The sequence below is a fragment of the Mesorhizobium sp. B2-3-14 genome, from assembly GCF_006442175.1.
Lineage (GTDB): Bacteria > Pseudomonadota > Alphaproteobacteria > Rhizobiales > Rhizobiaceae > Mesorhizobium > Mesorhizobium australicum.
In genome coordinates, this window is record NZ_VFVP01000007.1 from 209,737 (window position 1) to 225,599 (window position 15,863).

Annotated in this window: 17 protein-coding genes; 9 read left to right on the top strand and 8 right to left on the bottom strand. The window is 64.9% G+C overall.

The window, feature by feature from the left end:
- Window positions 1-13: 13 nt before the first annotated feature.
- Complete coding sequence (locus FJ950_RS19610; RefSeq protein WP_015316958.1) at window positions 14-322, bottom strand: hypothetical protein; 309 nt, start codon at window positions 320-322, stop codon at window positions 14-16.
- 198 nt (window positions 323-520) lie between these two features.
- Here FJ950_RS19610 and FJ950_RS19615 point away from each other — a divergent pair, with 198 nt between their 5' ends.
- Both FJ950_RS19615 and FJ950_RS19620 read left to right on the top strand, forming a co-directional pair.
- The gene (locus FJ950_RS19615; protein ID WP_015316959.1) at window positions 521-1,228 is read left to right on the top strand and encodes a glutathione S-transferase family protein; all 708 of its coding nucleotides are present in this window, start codon (window positions 521-523) and stop codon (window positions 1,226-1,228) included.
- A 338-nt stretch (window positions 1,229-1,566) separates the two neighbouring features.
- Window positions 1,567-3,069 (top strand): ATP-binding protein, encoded by a 1,503-nt coding sequence (locus tag FJ950_RS19620; protein ID WP_015316960.1) that lies wholly within the window; start codon window positions 1,567-1,569, stop codon window positions 3,067-3,069.
- Window positions 3,070-3,363: 294 nt separating this feature from the next.
- Here FJ950_RS19620 and FJ950_RS19625 read toward each other — a convergent pair whose 3' ends face one another.
- On the bottom strand, window positions 3,364-3,642 hold the full coding sequence (locus FJ950_RS19625; protein ID WP_015316961.1) for an usg protein: 279 nt from the start codon (window positions 3,640-3,642) through the stop codon (window positions 3,364-3,366).
- A 391-nt stretch (window positions 3,643-4,033) separates the two neighbouring features.
- Here FJ950_RS19625 and FJ950_RS19630 point away from each other — a divergent pair, with 391 nt between their 5' ends.
- From FJ950_RS19630 to FJ950_RS19665, 7 genes are all read left to right on the top strand, one after another.
- A complete protein-coding gene (locus FJ950_RS19630) occupies window positions 4,034-4,348 on the top strand; it encodes a co-chaperone GroES (RefSeq protein ID WP_015316962.1) in 315 nt (104 codons plus the stop codon).
- 59 nt (window positions 4,349-4,407) lie between these two features.
- Window positions 4,408-6,039 (top strand): chaperonin GroEL, encoded by a 1,632-nt coding sequence (groL, locus tag FJ950_RS19635; RefSeq protein WP_015316963.1) that lies wholly within the window; start codon window positions 4,408-4,410, stop codon window positions 6,037-6,039.
- Window positions 6,040-6,100: 61 nt separating this feature from the next.
- Entirely contained in the window at window positions 6,101-6,325 is a 225-nt protein-coding gene (locus FJ950_RS19640) for a hypothetical protein (RefSeq protein ID WP_015316964.1), read from the top strand.
- Window positions 6,326-6,442: 117 nt separating this feature from the next.
- Window positions 6,443-6,751 carry a DUF982 domain-containing protein gene (locus FJ950_RS19645; protein ID WP_015316965.1) on the top strand — a complete coding sequence of 103 codons (309 nt, stop codon included), beginning with the start codon at window positions 6,443-6,445 and terminating at the stop codon, window positions 6,749-6,751.
- 105 nt (window positions 6,752-6,856) lie between these two features.
- A complete protein-coding gene (locus FJ950_RS19650) occupies window positions 6,857-7,459 on the top strand; it encodes a cupin domain-containing protein (protein WP_140618007.1) in 603 nt (200 codons plus the stop codon).
- A 773-nt stretch (window positions 7,460-8,232) separates the two neighbouring features.
- Window positions 8,233-8,457 carry a hypothetical protein gene (locus tag FJ950_RS19660; RefSeq protein ID WP_140618008.1) on the top strand — a complete coding sequence of 75 codons (225 nt, stop codon included), beginning with the start codon at window positions 8,233-8,235 and terminating at the stop codon, window positions 8,455-8,457.
- A gap of 69 nt (window positions 8,458-8,526) precedes the next feature.
- A complete protein-coding gene (locus tag FJ950_RS19665; RefSeq protein ID WP_140618009.1) occupies window positions 8,527-8,835 on the top strand; it encodes a DUF1236 domain-containing protein in 309 nt (102 codons plus the stop codon).
- Window positions 8,836-8,949: 114 nt separating this feature from the next.
- On the opposite strand, the gene FJ950_RS19670 is transcribed toward FJ950_RS19665, so the two are convergent.
- The 6 genes from FJ950_RS19670 to FJ950_RS19695 all read right to left on the bottom strand — a co-directional run bounded on the left by FJ950_RS19670 (window position 8,950) and on the right by FJ950_RS19695 (window position 15,839).
- Window positions 8,950-9,924, bottom strand: a complete 975-nt coding sequence (locus tag FJ950_RS19670; RefSeq protein ID WP_140618010.1) for a nucleoside hydrolase — start codon at window positions 9,922-9,924, stop codon at window positions 8,950-8,952.
- 58 nt (window positions 9,925-9,982) lie between these two features.
- Window positions 9,983-10,981, bottom strand: coding sequence for an ABC transporter permease (locus FJ950_RS19675; protein WP_140618011.1), 999 nt, complete (start codon window positions 10,979-10,981; stop codon window positions 9,983-9,985).
- A gap of 91 nt (window positions 10,982-11,072) precedes the next feature.
- A complete protein-coding gene (locus FJ950_RS19680) occupies window positions 11,073-12,047 on the bottom strand; it encodes an ABC transporter permease (RefSeq protein ID WP_140618012.1) in 975 nt (324 codons plus the stop codon).
- Window positions 12,044-13,591 carry a sugar ABC transporter ATP-binding protein gene (locus FJ950_RS19685; protein ID WP_140618013.1) on the bottom strand — a complete coding sequence of 516 codons (1,548 nt, stop codon included), beginning with the start codon at window positions 13,589-13,591 and terminating at the stop codon, window positions 12,044-12,046. Before FJ950_RS19685 ends, FJ950_RS19680 begins: the two co-directional genes overlap by 4 nt.
- A gap of 209 nt (window positions 13,592-13,800) precedes the next feature.
- Complete coding sequence (locus FJ950_RS19690; RefSeq protein ID WP_015316972.1) at window positions 13,801-14,835, bottom strand: ABC transporter substrate-binding protein; 1,035 nt, start codon at window positions 14,833-14,835, stop codon at window positions 13,801-13,803.
- Window positions 14,836-14,924: 89 nt separating this feature from the next.
- Entirely contained in the window at window positions 14,925-15,839 is a 915-nt protein-coding gene (locus FJ950_RS19695) for a sugar phosphate isomerase/epimerase (protein WP_140618014.1), read from the bottom strand.
- Window positions 15,840-15,863 lie beyond the last annotated feature (24 nt).

The window sequence follows — 15,863 nt, forward strand, 5'->3', positions numbered from 1 at the left end:
AGCGGTCGGCGCGCTAAATCCCCGAGCCGTCCAGCTGTTGCGCGTCGTCGCCTTCCCACGGCGCCGGCATCGAGGCGCCCCGGCTGAGATTGGCCGAGGGCATCGGCATCCAGCACTTCAGCTCCGGTTCGGCATATTCGACGACGCGGCCGGGCGAGGAATCGGAGGCGCGCCAGCCCTCGTCACCGAACTGATCGGCGCGTGACCAGTAGGCGAGGTCGACTTCCGCCGGCCCCTGCTCGGATGGGCGGACCGTCACGAGGATCCGGCTGCCGTCTTTTGGCGCGCTCGACATGTGGCGCCAGCGGTCGGGCTCGTCCATCGTATTTCCTCCTGCCTTGCTGTGGGATGAAGTGTCGCCTCGTCGTCGGAGACCGTCAACCCAAACTTTGCGCAACCCATCCTGTTTCGATAGGCTGCTCGTTCCGCCCGGCGCACGGGGAGTGGATGATTTGTCGGATTGCACCAGCCGCATCCGTCCTTGATCTGGCGACGGTCGCCGAGACAAGGAGAGGCATTCATGAGTGACGAAGTCGAGCCGATGCCGGCTGGGGTGGAAACAAAACTGTACTTCAGCCGCAACCCCAATCCGCGCCTGGGGGTCGCGGTGGCGCGTCATCTCGGGGCGAGGGTGACCTTCGAATTCGCGTCGCCGTTCGCGCCGGGGCAAGCGGAGCGATTCCGGCCCCTCAACCCCAACCTTTCCCTGCCCATACTGGTCTGGCTCGGCGGAAGCTTGTGGGAGGCCGACGCCATAGCCTGCCGGTTGTCGCGCGACATGGGGTCCGATTTCTGGCGCAGCGGCGACGATGAGCCCGAGATGATCCGCTGGCTGAGTTGGGGCAAGGAGAATTTCATGCGGGCCTGCGACATGGTGCATTTCGAGCGCGGCACCAAGCAGCGTTATCACATCGGGCCGATCGATCACCAACTGGTCGAGGATGGGCTGAAACTGTTTCACACGACGGCGGCGATCCTGGAGACCGCGCTTGCGGGCCGGCAATGGCTGGTCGGAGACGAAGTTTCTTATGCCGACTTCCGCATGGCGACCTTCCTGCCTTTCAACGATGTCGCGGGCCTGCCGCTCGGCGACTATCGACTGGTCGATCGCTGGTATCGGCGGCTTGAAGCGATCAACGCCTGGCGTGATCCCTTCGAGGGTCTGGACGCGCCGCGATTGCCGCCAGTCCCAGGACAGGTCGAGCCGCATGAGGCGCCGAGGCTGTAGTCGAAAGGGGTGGCGACCGGCGTATACGTTTGGAGAGAAACTTGAAAACGCCGGCCGCCATTTGGGGGCGTTGGGGTGCATCGCTTTGGGGGGCGATGCAGAGGCCAGGCTAAGCGGCTGGCCGGCCGCCGCAATCGAAACGCCGGCCCATGGTGAACAGGTGGTTACTATCCACAGGTCAGGGCCGCAATCCGGCAGGCCCGCCGGATTGCGGCCGTCCATCGCGGCCAGATCTTCATTGTCTCGGCTGTGCGCAACGCGAATCGCCGGCCATGCCACGCTCGACGGGCCGCGATCGGATTGCTAAGCCCGTCCGCGAAGGAGCTGATGAGTCTGGCATGACCGTTGCGATCGAGATGGGACACACGACAGCGGGCGCGCCGGCGAAACTCGATCTCGAGGAGTTGCTGGCGACCCGCCTTCTGGTGCAGGGCAATTCGGGGTCCGGCAAGTCGCACCTCTTGCGGCGCCTCTTGGAACAGAGCGCGCCTTGGGTGCAGCAGACCATCATTGATCCGGAAGGCGACTTCGTATCTCTGGGCGAACGCTACGGCCATCTGGTGATCGATGCCGAGGAGCATACCGAGCGCGGCCTGCAGGCGGCCGGCGAGCGGGCGCGCATCCACCGCGTCTCGACCGTGCTCAACCTCGAAGGCCTCGATGCCGAGAACCAGATGCGGCGCGCCGCCGCTTTCCTCGGCGGGCTGTTCGAGGTCGCGCGCGACCACTGGTACCCGATGCTGGTGGTGGTCGACGAAGCTCAGCTTTTCGCGCCGGCGGTGGCCGGCGAGGTGTCGGACGAGGCGCGCAAGCTTTCGCTCGGCGCCATGACCAACCTGATGTGCCGGGGCCGCAAGCGCGGGCTTGCCGGCATCATCGCCACGCAGCGGCTGGCCAAGCTCGCCAAGAACGTCGCGGCGGAAGCCTCCAATTTCCTGATGGGCCGCACCTTCCTCGATATCGATATGGCGCGCGCGGCCGATCTCCTGGGCATGGAGCGGCGGCAGGCGGAGGCCTTCCGCGATCTGGAGCGCGGCCAGTTCATGGCGCTGGGGCCGGCACTGTCGCGCCGGCCGCTCGGCCTGCGCATCGGCCCGACCGACACCAGCCCGCGCAACGGCACGCCCAAGCTGATGCCGCTGCCGGAGGCGGCGCTCGAGGATGCCCGCGCCATCATCCTGGCCGCCCCGCCGCCCGAGACGATGCGCGCGCCGCGCCGGGTGGCGTCGCCGGACCTGCTCGACCAGTTGATGGCAGCGAAGTCGGCTGCGCTGGAAATCCGCCCCGAACCGGCGGAGCCGCAAGTCAGCGCCGAGGATCTGGCGGAGCGGCGCGAGCGGGTGGACCGCGTGCTGCGCGCCATTCTTGCACAACCCGACGCGGGCTTCCGCGTGATCGGGGTGCTCTACCAGGAGTTTGTCGTGCGCTGCCGCATCGAGGGGCTCGCCTCGGTCGTGCCTGATCTGCCCGCCTTCCGCCGCATGTTGACGCGCGCCCGTGCCGGGCTGGGGGCCGAAGCCAGCGAGGACGATGTGTGGCGTGACGTCTCGGTGCGCGCTTCGCTGCTGCCCGAGGACATGCAAGGCGTGTTCATGATGATCGCGCGCGCGGCGAAGGAGGGCTGGCCGTGCCCGAGCGATGGCGCGATCGCCCGCGCCTACGGCTCGCATTCCATGCGCCGCGCCCGGCGGCTGCTCACCTATATCGAGGAGCAGGGCCTCATCGTCTGCCAGGTCGACGGCACGGGGAAGCGCACCGTGACGCTGGTCGAACTCGCCTGGGCAACGGCGCCCGGCGATCCCAATGCCGAGGGGGCGGAGCAGGGAAGCCTGGCTTTGTGAGGGCATCCAACGTGGCCGTGGCGGCACTGCGATCTCATCGACGAACGCTGATCCGCTGGTTCTCGATGGCGGACCTGGCGGCGGCCGGCATCGCCTCACTGGCCCTTGCGCGGTCCCCGGCAAGCGGCGCAAGGTAGCTGGTGCCGGGAACCCGCGGCTCGATCCTTGCCGGGCTCGGCGTGGCGCTGGTCAATCATCGTATCTGAAGCTTGCTCGCAGACGGCGGGTGCGAAGGCGATGGTGAGGTCGCTGGTCGGCTTCTGGTAAGGTCAGCACCGCGCGATGACGCCGCCCTTACTGGACCGTGATGACACCGTCGACCGCCCGCCATTCCGATGGGGTGATGAGCCGGTGGTGGGCGATGTGGACGGAGTGAAGCGGCCCGTCCAATTCGCGCTCCCAATAGGAGAGAAAGCCCTTGAGTTCGGGGAACTCCGGCGCCAGGTCGTAGTCCTGCCAGACATAAAGCTGCAGCAGGCTCCGATGGTCAGGCAGACGGTAATGGATTTGTGCGGTGGTCAGGCCATAGCCTTCCATCTGGAGGCGGAACTCCTTGCTGACGCTTGCGATCATTCGTGTCTCCTTTCGGCGGCAGCGGTGGCCGCAACGGCGAAAAAGTCTCTCGGCCCATCAATGTGCGCCGTCGGTAAACAACTCCTTCAGAGGGTGAGCGGTTCCGGCGCCGGCGATGGTACCGGCTCGGATAATTTTGCCGGATCTAGGCGTAAATTCAAGGGGCGGCTCCCGACGCAGAGCGAATAAGACCGCTATAACAGTGAGTTGGCACTCCGACGGCGTGAGTGCTAAAATTTTCTGGCCGGCCTCTTGAAACCGAAAAAAGGGAAAACTAGCTCGATATGCGCGCGCGATGCCTGACAAAGGGTCGCCGCATTCCGCATCGGCCCGAATTGCCGGTCCGGTGTGGAGGAAGCTGAAAACCTGTTTGTCCCAAGAGGAGAACGACATGGCGTTCCGTCCATTGCATGACCGTATCTTGGTCCGCCGCATCGAGGCCGAGGAAAAGACCTCCGGCGGCATCATCATTCCCGATACCGCCAAGGAAAAACCGCAGGAAGGCGAAGTCATCGCCGTCGGTCCCGGCGCGCGCGACGACAGCGGCAAACTGACCGAGCTGGATGTCAGGGTGGGTGACCGTATCCTTTTCGGCAAATGGTCCGGCACCGAGATCAAGCTCAATGGCGAGGATCTGCTCATCATGAAGGAAAGTGACGTGATGGGCGTGATCGAACAGACCGCGCAAGTGAAGAAGGCCGCCTGACGGCTTCTTAGAAAATCCACCAGTCAACGAATGCTGCCTAGAGATAGAGGAGTGATCCAATGGCTGCCAAAGAGGTAAAATTCCATACCGAAGCGCGCGAGAAGATGCTGCGCGGCGTCGATATCCTGGCCAATGCGGTGAAGGTGACGCTCGGTCCCAAGGGCCGCAACGTCGTCATCGACAAGTCGTTCGGTGCGCCGCGCATTACCAAGGATGGCGTCACCGTCGCCAAGGAAATCGAGCTTGAGGACAAGTTCGAGAACATGGGCGCGCAGATGGTGCGCGAAGTCGCCTCCAAGACCAATGACCTTGCTGGCGACGGCACCACCACCGCGACCGTGCTGGCCCAGGCCATCGTCAAGGAGGGCGCCAAGGCCGTTGCCTCGGGCATGAACCCGATGGACCTGAAGCGCGGCATCGACAAGGCGGTGGACGCCGTCGTCGCCGAGCTGAAGGCCAACGCCCGCAAGGTGACCCGCAACGACGAGATCGCGCAGGTCGGTACCATCTCCGCCAATGGCGACGCCGAGATCGGCCGCTTCCTCGCCGAAGCGATGGAGAAGGTCGGCAATGAAGGCGTCATTACGGTGGAGGAAGCCAAGACAGCCGAGACCGAGTTGGAAGTCGTCGAAGGCATGCAGTTCGACCGTGGCTATCTCTCGCCCTATTTCGTCACCAACCAGGACAAGATGCGCGTCGAACTTGACGAGCCCTACGTGCTGATCCACGAAAAGAAGCTCGCCAACCTGCAGGCGCTGCTTCCGGTGCTGGAAGCGGTGGTCCAGTCGGGCAAGCCGCTGCTGATCATCGCCGAGGATGTCGAGGGCGAGGCGCTGGCGACGCTGGTCGTCAACAAGCTGCGCGGCGGCCTCAAGGTCGCGGCCGTCAAGGCGCCGGGCTTCGGCGACCGCCGCAAGGCCATGCTGGAAGACATCGCGATCCTCACCGGCGGCACCGCGATCTCCGAGGATCTCGGCATCAAGCTCGAGAATGTGACGCTGGAGATGCTGGGCCGCGCCAAGAAGGTGGTGATCGAAAAGGAAAACACCACCATCGTCGACGGCGTCGGGCGCAAGGAAGAAATCCAGGGCCGCGTCGCGCAGATCAAGGCCCAGATCGAGGAGACCACCTCCGACTATGACCGCGAGAAGCTGCAGGAGCGGCTGGCCAAGCTTGCCGGTGGTGTCGCGGTGATCCGCGTCGGCGGCTCGACCGAGGTTGAGGTCAAGGAGCGCAAGGACCGCGTCGACGATGCCTTGCACGCGACCCGCGCGGCTGTCGAGGAAGGCGTGCTGCCCGGCGGCGGCGTCGCGCTGCTTCGGGCCGCCAAGGCGCTCGATGCTGTCCAGACGGACAATGCCGACCAGAAGACCGGTGTCGAGATCGTGCGCCGCGCCATCGAGACGCCGGTCCGCCAGATCGCGGAAAATGCCGGTGCTGAAGGCTCGATCATCGTCGGCAAGCTGCGCGAGAAGGGCGAATTCGGCTGGGGCTGGAACGCTCAGACCAACGAGTTCGGCGATCTCTATGGCCAGGGCGTGATCGACCCCGCCAAGGTGGTGCGCACCGCGCTGCAGGATGCCGCGTCGGTCGCCGGCCTGCTGGTGACCACCGAGGCAATGGTGGCCGAGAAGCCGAAGAAGGAAGCCGCCAGCCCGGCAATGCCGGCCGGCGCCGGCATGGACTTCTGAGGTCCGACCAGTCCGCCCGCTCCCTCGACAGGGAGCGGGCATCGGTTGAAGGGAGAGAGATATGGATGCGCTTGCTGACCTTGGGCCCGTGCCCGCGCCGACACATCAGGCAAAGGAGTTCCTGGCCTATGAAAGCGAATGCCGCGGTGCGTTGAAGCCGCTGCTGGCGGAACTGCTCGACAGGGCCGAAGCCGCCGGCTGGAAGCGGCGGACCGTTGCCGCGACGCTGATGTTCCTGGCCGCGCAACAGGTGTCGGAGGCGTCCGAGGCCTCGGCCGGCGGCTGAGCGCTGACATTCAGTCCCCTGAACCTTACGGGCAGTCCCATGAACCTTACGCGGCGGGCCGCGCCTTCCGGTGTTCGGCCCGCCGCGGGTCCGCACAATCGAGAGGAGGCACAAGCCATGAATCGCTGGCAGTTTGAAGAACCGGTGACCATTCTGGTCGGAATGGGCTTTCCGAGGAAGATCGAAAGCGTGATGGAAGCCTACGCGCTGTTGCAGGACTGGCCGGCCGCCAGCCGCAACGGCGCCCATGCCGTCGCCCTCAATGCCTGCAAGGCGGGCATCGCCGGTGAGATCGACCCGGAGACGGTGCGCGCGACGCTGGTCACCTTCGCACGCCGCAACGACATATTGCTGCCGGATATGGTTTCGCCGGCCGCTGCGATGGACAATGCGCTGCAGGCAGGGCGAGGCGGCAGGTCCGCCTGATCTTCAGCGATCCGCCTCGCGGCGGTGGCGGGCGCGAGCCCGCGGGGAACCAAGCGATGGCCATCGGGTTGAATCAGCGTTGGTTCCCCGAGGCGAGGCGACGTCATGAGCATCCTGCAAAGCATCAAGAAAGTGGCCGAACAGGTGACCGGTGCCGCAAGACCGGACAGCCGTCATGCGGCCGACCTTGTCAGGCCGCGCAAAGCGAACGAGTTCAGGTTTGGCGATGATGGCCTGGTGCCCAATCATCCGTCCTGGCCGCTGGTCGTCTATCGCGGCGCAGTGAGATTGCCGGAAGACTTCGATCCCGCGGCCGTGTTAGAGGCGCTTTTCTCGGCCAATGGCTGGGGAGACAGCTGGCGCAACGGCATCTACGATTATGTTCACTACCATTCGCGCATCCACGAAGTGCTCGGCGTGGCGCGTGGCACGGCGAAGGTCCGGTTTGGCGGCAAGAAGGGCCGAACGCTGGCGCTGAAGGCCGGCGATGTCGCGGTTCTTCCGGCCGGCACGGGGCACCAGCGCATCTCCGCTTCGGACGACTTTCTCGTCGTTGGCGCCTATCCGCCGGCCGGTACCTATGACGAATGCACGACCACCGCCGACCACGCCAAGGCGGTGGTGACGATCCCCAAGGTCGGCCGTCCGCGCAAGGATCCCGTCTATGGAAGCAAGGGCCCGCTGCTGGCGGCGTGGAAGAAAGATTGAGTTCGCCGAAGGCGAAAGAGAGCAGGCCCTGCCTCGGAACGATCGACGGGCAGATCGAAGCATAATTCATCACTCCGGTGGAACGCTCTCGGGCATTGGAGGTTGATAGCCGTCGAATGCTTTATCAACGGACTGGAAAACGGAGAGAGCCCGCCTTCGGTTGACGCCGGGGCGGGTTCTTTTTTGTCTGAGATTCTCGGGATTGATGGCGCGCGGGAACATGTCCGGCATGCCAGGCGCAATGGGAGCAAGCCTGGAGAAAGCAGGTGGTGAAGAGATTGCGCCTGCCTCGGAGCGGACAGACGACTGATATACCGTCTACATTCCGTAGGTGAGGGCAACATAGATCGCCGGGATAAGCGTCAGGCAGATCGCCATTCCCACGACAACGGCGATGGCCAAGCGCTCGGTTCGCCTGACAAGATCGACCATGTTGGCGTCCTCACTCAGACAGACGGGCGGGCCCGACGGGATTTCCGGGGCCTGAACATCATTGTCATTTGCGGGGCGATTGTCGTCGTGGATGCTCGGTCTCTGGGCTGATGTCACTGCTTGCCTCGCTCTCAGAATATCCGGCGGTCGAGCTGGATTCCGCGATGATGGATGATTGGCTGCGTTGCTCCGGCGCGAAACCCAACGTATCGGCAAGAAATGGGTTGCCGCATACGACTTCAGTCTTGCCAATTCTTAGACCTAAGCCTTGCCCGGGAACGCAATGCAGCGGGAGCCGTTGGTGACCGGTGACAACTCAAAGAATAGGAGAGGAGAAAGTCATGGCTGACGGTCCAACTGTTGTTAACTCTGGAGGTGGTGGCGGCACTGCGGTCGCTATTGTTCTTGCGATAGTCGCTATCGTTGTCCTGCTGATATTTACCGGTGTCATCAACATCGGTGGCGGCGGCGGGAAGGACATCAACGTGAAGGTTGAGGCGCCAAAGGTGGAAGCTCCGGCCACTTCAGCGCCCGCGAAGCCCGCGGCACCTGCCAATGGTGGCTGATTGGCTGCGGCAGAGGCCAGAATAATTCTGGCCTCTGAAAATGTTTCTTGGTTCACAAAAGGACTTGTCATGAAAAGATATCTTGTCGGCGCTGTCGCGACCCTCGCGCTTATGGCTGGAATTGGTGCTTCCTTCGCGGGAGACGTCGTAATTCTCAAGCCCGAGCAGCAGACGGTCGTCCGCGAATACATCCACAAGCAAAAACTCGCGTCAGTCAGCCTGCTCGGCGTCGAACTCAACGTCGGCTCCGCTCTCCCTGACACTGTCGAGCTTCATACAATCGACGTCCCCGACGTCAGATACAAATACACTGTTGTCGGCGATCATGCGGTTCTGGTTGACCCCGATACACGCAGGGTCGTGCAGATCATCGAGTGATGCTGGTAGTTCGTCCCTGGCCAAAGGGGGCGGCCCGCCGTGCCGCAAATGGCGCGGCGGGCTTTCTAAACGAAGCCACTTAATCCCTGTGAGCGCCGCCGAAACCTTCACCCGTCAGGCCTTGGCGTGGGTTAACCGCTCCAGCGCATCGACGATCAGGCCGCAGAATTTCGGATGGTCAAGTTTCATCGCCACGGTATGGCGGAAGTCGACCTGCTCGCTCGCCGTGCCGCCAAAATGGTGCATCCCGCCCATCTTCTCGAAATTGCACACCGTCATGCCCTTGGTCCACCGCCCGGCGATTTCGACGCGGATATCGGCCTTCTCGGTGGTGAAGACGGTCGGGTCGATCATGGCCGCGACGCAGCACGCGTCGTGGACGGCTGGATACTCGATCTGCAGGAGGCCGCCATGCGTGGTCGCTATGAACTCCCAGATATCGAGGATGAACTTGGCGATCGGGCCGCCGACGGCGCGCACCCTGTTTTGCAGGTCCGGAGTGGCCAGCGCCTGGTGCGTGAGGTCGAGGCCGACCATGGTGACATCCCAATCGGCGCGGAACACGACGTCTGCGGCCTCCGGGTCGCCATAGACATTGAACTCCGCCGCTGGCGTGATGTTGCCGCGCGTGTAGGCTCCGCCCATCGCGACGACGCCCTTCACTCGATCGATGATGCGTGGGTCCTTGCGGATGGCGAGCGCGATGTTGGTGTAGGGACCGACCGGCACCAGCGTGATGGTTTTCGGCTCGTGTGCCATGACCGTGTCGATGATGAAGTCGACGGCATGCCGCTTGTCGAGTTCGAACGAGGCGGGCGGCAGGACGGGGCCGTCGAGCCCGGTATCGCCATGGATTTCGACGGCCAGCACCTGGTCGCCGATGAGCGGGCCGGGGGAGCCCTTCGCCACCGGCACCTTGATGCCGTAGGCCGTGCATACGGCCAGAGCATTGCGCGTGGTGTTCTCGACATTGTGGTTTCCCGAAACCGTCGTGATGCCGAGAAGGTCGATATTCGGGTTTCCCGCCGCAAGCAGGATGGCGATGGCGTCGTCGTGCCCCGGATCGCAGTCCAGGATGATCTTTTCCATGACTTCGTCTCCCTTGTCGGCGGGGCGGCTGCCCCGTGCCAATAGTCCCGGCCCGCGCCTACTTGTCCTCGACAATGCGCAGATAGGCCGCGGTCACCAACAGGACGATCAACCCGAACAGGATGCGCCTTGCTCCCTCCGGCATCTGCAAAATCGTCAGTAGCGTCGTCAGCACCGTCAGGATCAGCGCGCCGATGATGGTGCCGGTGTAGCCGCCGCGGCCGCCGAAGATGGAGGTGCCGCCGATGACGGCCGCCGCCACCGAGGGCAGCACCAGCGGTTCGGCGAGCGACAGCGACGGCGCCTTGATCAAGCCGATATAGAGCAGGCCGGTGACGCCGGCGAGCACGCTGGAGGTGACGTAGAGCGCCGTGATGACCTGCCAGTATTGCACGCCCGACAGGCGCGTCGCGCGCTCATTGTCGCCGACGGCGTAGAGCAGGCGGCCGAAGCCGGTGCGGGCAAGCGTGAAGACGATGAGGGCCGCCAGCGGCACGAACAGCAGCAGGGCGTTGGGGAAGGCAAAGCCGAGTACGGGGGTGACGCCGGTACCCAGCCAGGCAAGAAAGTCGGGGATCTTGGCGCCGGACGCGATCACCGTGCGCTGGTAGACCTGCAGGCAGCCGGTGCCGATCAGGCTGGTGCCCAGCGTCATGATCAGCGGGTGGACGCGGAAGACACCGACGCCGATGCCGTTGACGAGGCCGATCAGCACCGCCGGCATCATCGCCAGGAGGAAGGCCACAGCCGGGTCCTGGCTGACGATCTGCGTTGCCATGATGAAGGCGCTCATCGTCGCCACCGTGCCGACCGAAAGGTCGATGCCGCCGGTCAGCATGGTCATGGTCTGGCAGCCGGCGAGGATCGCCAGCGGAATGGCGAATTTGATGGTGTTGGCGATCCAGCGCTCGTTGACGATGCCGGGGCGCAGGATCTGCAGGATCACCACCAGGATGACCAGCAGGATGATCAGCGGGATGAGGGGCCGGTCGGCCATGAAGCGTTTTATGCGGCGGCCGAAGGGGACCGGCGCGGGCGTGATCGCGGTGGTGCTCATGGGTTGGCTCCTGCTCGCGAGGAGGTGGGCTTGGTGGTGGCGTTCTGGAAGGATGGTCCTCTACGGCGCCGTACAGCGCTGCGGGTGAATTTCATGATTGCCGCCCTCGCATCGTGATGAAGGCGCCGAACATCACCACGGCGACCATGATCAGGCCTTCGATGATGGCGGTGACGTTGGGGTCGATGGCGAGCAAGGTGAGATCCGTGCGCACCAGCCGCAGCACGAAGACGGCGACGATGGGGCCGAGCAGGCCGCCCTTGCCGCCGCCGAGCGCCACGCCGCCCAGCACGACCGCGGCGACGCTGGCCAGGAGATAGGGGCCGGGGATCGGCGCGCCGATGCCTGTGCTCATGGTCAGCGCCAACCCGCCCATGGCCGCGAACAGGCCTGACAGCGCGTAGGCGATGACCCTGGTGCGGGCGACAGGCACGCCGCTGCGGAACGCCGCCAGTTCGCTGGAGCCGATGGCGTAGATGGAAAGGCCGAGGCGCGACCGTCGAAGCGGTATCCAGACGATGCAGAGGCAGACGATCAGCACCAGCAGCGCCTTGGGCAGCCACGCGTCGACGGCGTCGGGCAGGCCCGGGATCGGCACGGTGCCCGAGATCAGCGCCTTCAGCCATTCGGCCGCCGCGCCGCCCGGGGCGCCGAGCACCAGAAGGGCCGCGCCTTGCAGCACGAACAGCATGGCCAGCGTGACGACGATGTCCGGCACGCGGGTGACGACGATCAGCATCCCGTTGAGCGCGCCGAGCACGAACCCCATGGCGAGCACGAAAGGCACCACGAACAGCGCGTATTCCTCGCTCGCGCCCGCCATCATCGAGGCGGCGGTGACGCTGGTCAACGCCATCATGGCGGCGACCGAGAGATCGATGCCGCCGGCGATGACGACGACCGTCTGCGCGGCGACGGCAAAGGCGTAGGGCAGTACGGCCCGCGCCAGCGAGCCGAAATCGCCGCTGCCATAGCCGGGCTGGATGATCTTGGTGGCGATGAACAGGATGACGAGGAGGGCGAACAGACCTGTTACCCAGCCTTGCCGGCGCAGGAAATGGCTCATGGCGTTGCCTCCGGCGCATCGGAGGCATTCGCCGTGGGTGCGGCCAAAATACCGATATCCGCCTTGACGCCGCGCGGCAGGCCGTAGGCGGCGCGCATCAGCGTCGGCTCGTCGGCCTCCTCGACAGGGAAAATATCGACCAGGCGGCCGCCGAAGATGACGATGACGCGGTCGCAGACGCGCTGCACTTCTTCCAGTTCGGAGGTGTAGAACAGAACCGACTTGCCGTTGCCGGCGAGCTCGCGCAGCAGACGATAGATCTCCTGCTTGGTGCCCACATCGATGCCGCGCGTCGGGTCGAAACACAGGATGGTGCGCGCGTCGGCCGCGATCCAGCGGGCGATGGTGACCTTTTGCTGGTTGCCGCCGGAAAGGCGCTGCACCTCGCCTTGCGCGCGGGTGTCGATCTGCAGGCGTTGGATGGCGCTCGCCACGGTGGCGCGCTCCTTGCGCATACGAATAGGCCCCCAGTTGCGCAAGGCGGCACTGAAGGGGAGCGCAATGTTCTCGCGCACCGAGCGCTGCATGGCGAGCGCCTCGGAACGGTCGCCCGGCACATAGGCGATCCCCGATCGGATGGCGTCGATCGGGTGGGCGAATTTCACCGGGCTGCCGTCGACCTCGATCGTGCCGCCCGATGGTTTGATCGAGCCGGCAAGTGCGGCGAACAGTTCGTCCTGGCCCTGGCCTTCCAGCGCCACGACGCCGGCCACCTCGCCATCGCGGAGATCGAAGGAGACGTCGCTGAGTTTGGTCCCGACGCGCAGGTTTCGCACGGCGATGCGCGGGCGGGCAGGGGGGCGGGCCTTTTCGCTGTCGCCGCGGGCGGCGACATGGGTCTTGACGATGCGAGTGCCGAGCATCAGCTCGACGATCTTCTCCTCGATGCCCGGCACGATGTCGACGACGCCGACGGTCGCGCCGTCGCGCAGCACCGTGGCGCGGTCGCAAAGGGCCGAGATTTCGACGAAGCGGTGGGAGATGAAGATCACGGCGCGGCCGGCGTCGCCCTGCCTGCGCACCACTTCCAGCACCTTTTCGGCAAGGTTGGCGGGGAGTGCGGCCGTCATCTCGTCGAGCAGCAGCACGTCGGGCTCGACGGCGAGTGCGCGCGCCAGATCAAGCACGCGCAGGATGGCGAGCGGGATGTCGCGCGCGGTGTCGCGCAGGTCGAGGTCAGGTATGCCGAGTTCGCGTACCCAGGCGCGGAACGGCTCGACCGGCGTGCCGGTCAGCCGCAGATTGGACAGCACGTCGAGATCGGGGATCAGCGACGGCTCCTGGTAGACGGGCAGCAGCCCGGCCCGGCGCGCGGCGGCGGGCGAGCGTATGTCGCGCGCCTCGCCACGGATCAGGATGCGTCCGGCATTGGCTGATATCGCGCCGGTCAGGATCTTCACCAGCGTCGACTTGCCGGCGCCATTGGCACCCATCAGCGCATGCACCTCGCCCGGCAGCACGGAGAGCGACGCATCGCGGAGAGCCGCGACCGCGCCGTAGTTCTTGGCGACGCCTGACGCGTCGAGGAGGGGACTGGTGGTCAAATGATTTGGGTCTCGATTTGAAGCTCAAACAGTTTGCAGCGTCGGCGCCGCCCCTCACCTGCCTGCCGGCATCCTCTCCCCGTATAGAGACGGGGAGAGGGGGCTTGCCCTCCGGCGTTGCGGCCAGCTTCTCTCGCCCCGTTTTACCGGGAGAGATGTCCGGCAGGACAGTGAGGGGCGGCGCCGACCATGGTCAGCAAAGCCGCTGCTTACTCGCCCGGGCCCTTGCAGGCCACGATCTGGTCCTTGGTATACGTCGTCCAGTCGGGGATCATGATCGAGACCGGCCATTCAGGGCTCAGCGACGGGTCGGCGGCGGCTTTCAGCTTGGCCTTGCCTTCCTCGGTGGCATTCTCCCACAGCTGCGGGTCGACCAGCACGGTCTGCTGGGCCGGCTTCTTGCCGTCGAGGATCTGCAGCGCCAGCGTCACGCCGGCACCACCGATCGAGCCGGGGTTGGTGACGGCGGCACCCACGAGGCCCTTGACCGAGCTCAGCTGGCCGACGAAGCCGGCATTGTCGGCGCCGACCACGGGCACCAGCGGCGCCTGCGATTCGACCAGCGCGTCGACGATGACGTTATCGATGCCCGACGTCCACACGCCGTTGAACGGCGTGCCGGTGGCCAGGAAGGACAGCATCTGCTGCTTGGCCTGGTCCTGCTGCCAGCCGGTGAAGACCTCCTGCGCCACCTTCACGTCGGGGAATTCGGCCAGTGCCTTCTTGAAGCCTTTGTCGCGATCGCTATCGGCCGAAGCGCCCGCCGCGCCGCGCATGTAAAACACCTCGCCCTTGCCGCCCATCTGCTGGAACAGCCATTTGGCACCGAGATACGCATACTGCTCCTGGTTGTTGGAAATGATGTAAGCCGACGGCTCGGTGACCGCCTGGTCGACGGCGACGACGACGATGCCGGCCTTGGTGGCTTCTTCCAGGCCGGCCTTGATGCCGGCCGGGTCGGCGGGGTTGACGACGATGGCGTCGACCTTGGCGCTGATCAGGTTGCGGATGTCTTCCAGCTGGCCGGCGGCATCGGTGTTGCGGTGGGCGATGTTGAGCTTGGTCACTTCGCCGGAGGCGAGCGCCTGCGCCTTCATGGCGCAAACCATTTCCTCGCGCCAGCCATTGCCCTGCACGGTGTTGGAAATGCCGATCGTGTATTTGCCGGCAGCGGACGACACGCCCACCGAGGCCAGCAGCGCCGCGCTGGCAAGCAGCGGGACCATGGTCAGATAGTTCTTCATTTCAGTCTTCCTCCACATTGTTTTTCAGTTCAGTTTTAACCTGTTGGGCCGCGCCACTCACAATCAGAGTCAAGTGGCTCGCTTTGCCGTTACTTGACGAAGGGACGCAGCACGTCGCGGGCGAGCAGAAAGCCCCGCTTCACCTGCTCGTCGCTGCCTTCAAATCGCCTGTCCTCGTGTTCGATGATGACCGATCCGTCATAACCGGCGCGGTAGAGGCCCGAGAAGAAGCCGCTCCAGTCGACATCGCCCAGCCCCGGCATGCGCGGCACCTGCCAGCCTATGCCCGCCGACAGACTTCCGCGCTCGTACAAACCATCACGATCAATCATCAGGTCCTTGGCGTGGACATGCAGCATATAGGGGCCGAATTCCCGGATGAAGCGGGCCTGGTCGATCATCTGCCAGACCAGATGCGAGGGGTCGAAATTCATGCCGACATCGCCGCCCCAGGCTTCGAGAATGCGACGCCAGACCTGCGGCGAATAGGCGATGTTGTGCCCGCCCGGCCATTCATCATAGCTGAAGATCATTGGGCAGTTTTCGAAGGCGAGTTTTACCCCGTGGCCGCGCGCATGGGCAACGATTTCCGGCCAGACTTTCAGCGCGTCCTGCCAGTTGACGTCGACTGTCTTGGAGGCATCGCCGCCGCAGAAGGTGTTGACCAGGGGAACGCCCATGTTTGCCGCCAGGACGATGACCTTCTTCAGGTGGCCGATGACCGCGTCGCGATGGGCGGCATCCGGGTGCAGCGGGTTGGGGTAATAACCGAGGCCGGAGACCGTGAGGTTCTTTTCCGCCAGCGATGCAACGATTTCTTTCGCCCGCGAGGCCGAAGTGCCATCGACATCGATATGGTTGGTGCCGGCATAGCGGCGGGTCGCGCCGGAGGTTTTCGGCCAGCAGGCGATTTCCAGTGCCTCGAAGCCGACAGAGCTTGCCCAGCCGGCGACCTCGCCAAGCGGCGTGTCCGCGAACGGTGCGGTGAGCAGTCCAAGTTTCATCATGCCTCCCCTGACCGCGAACCC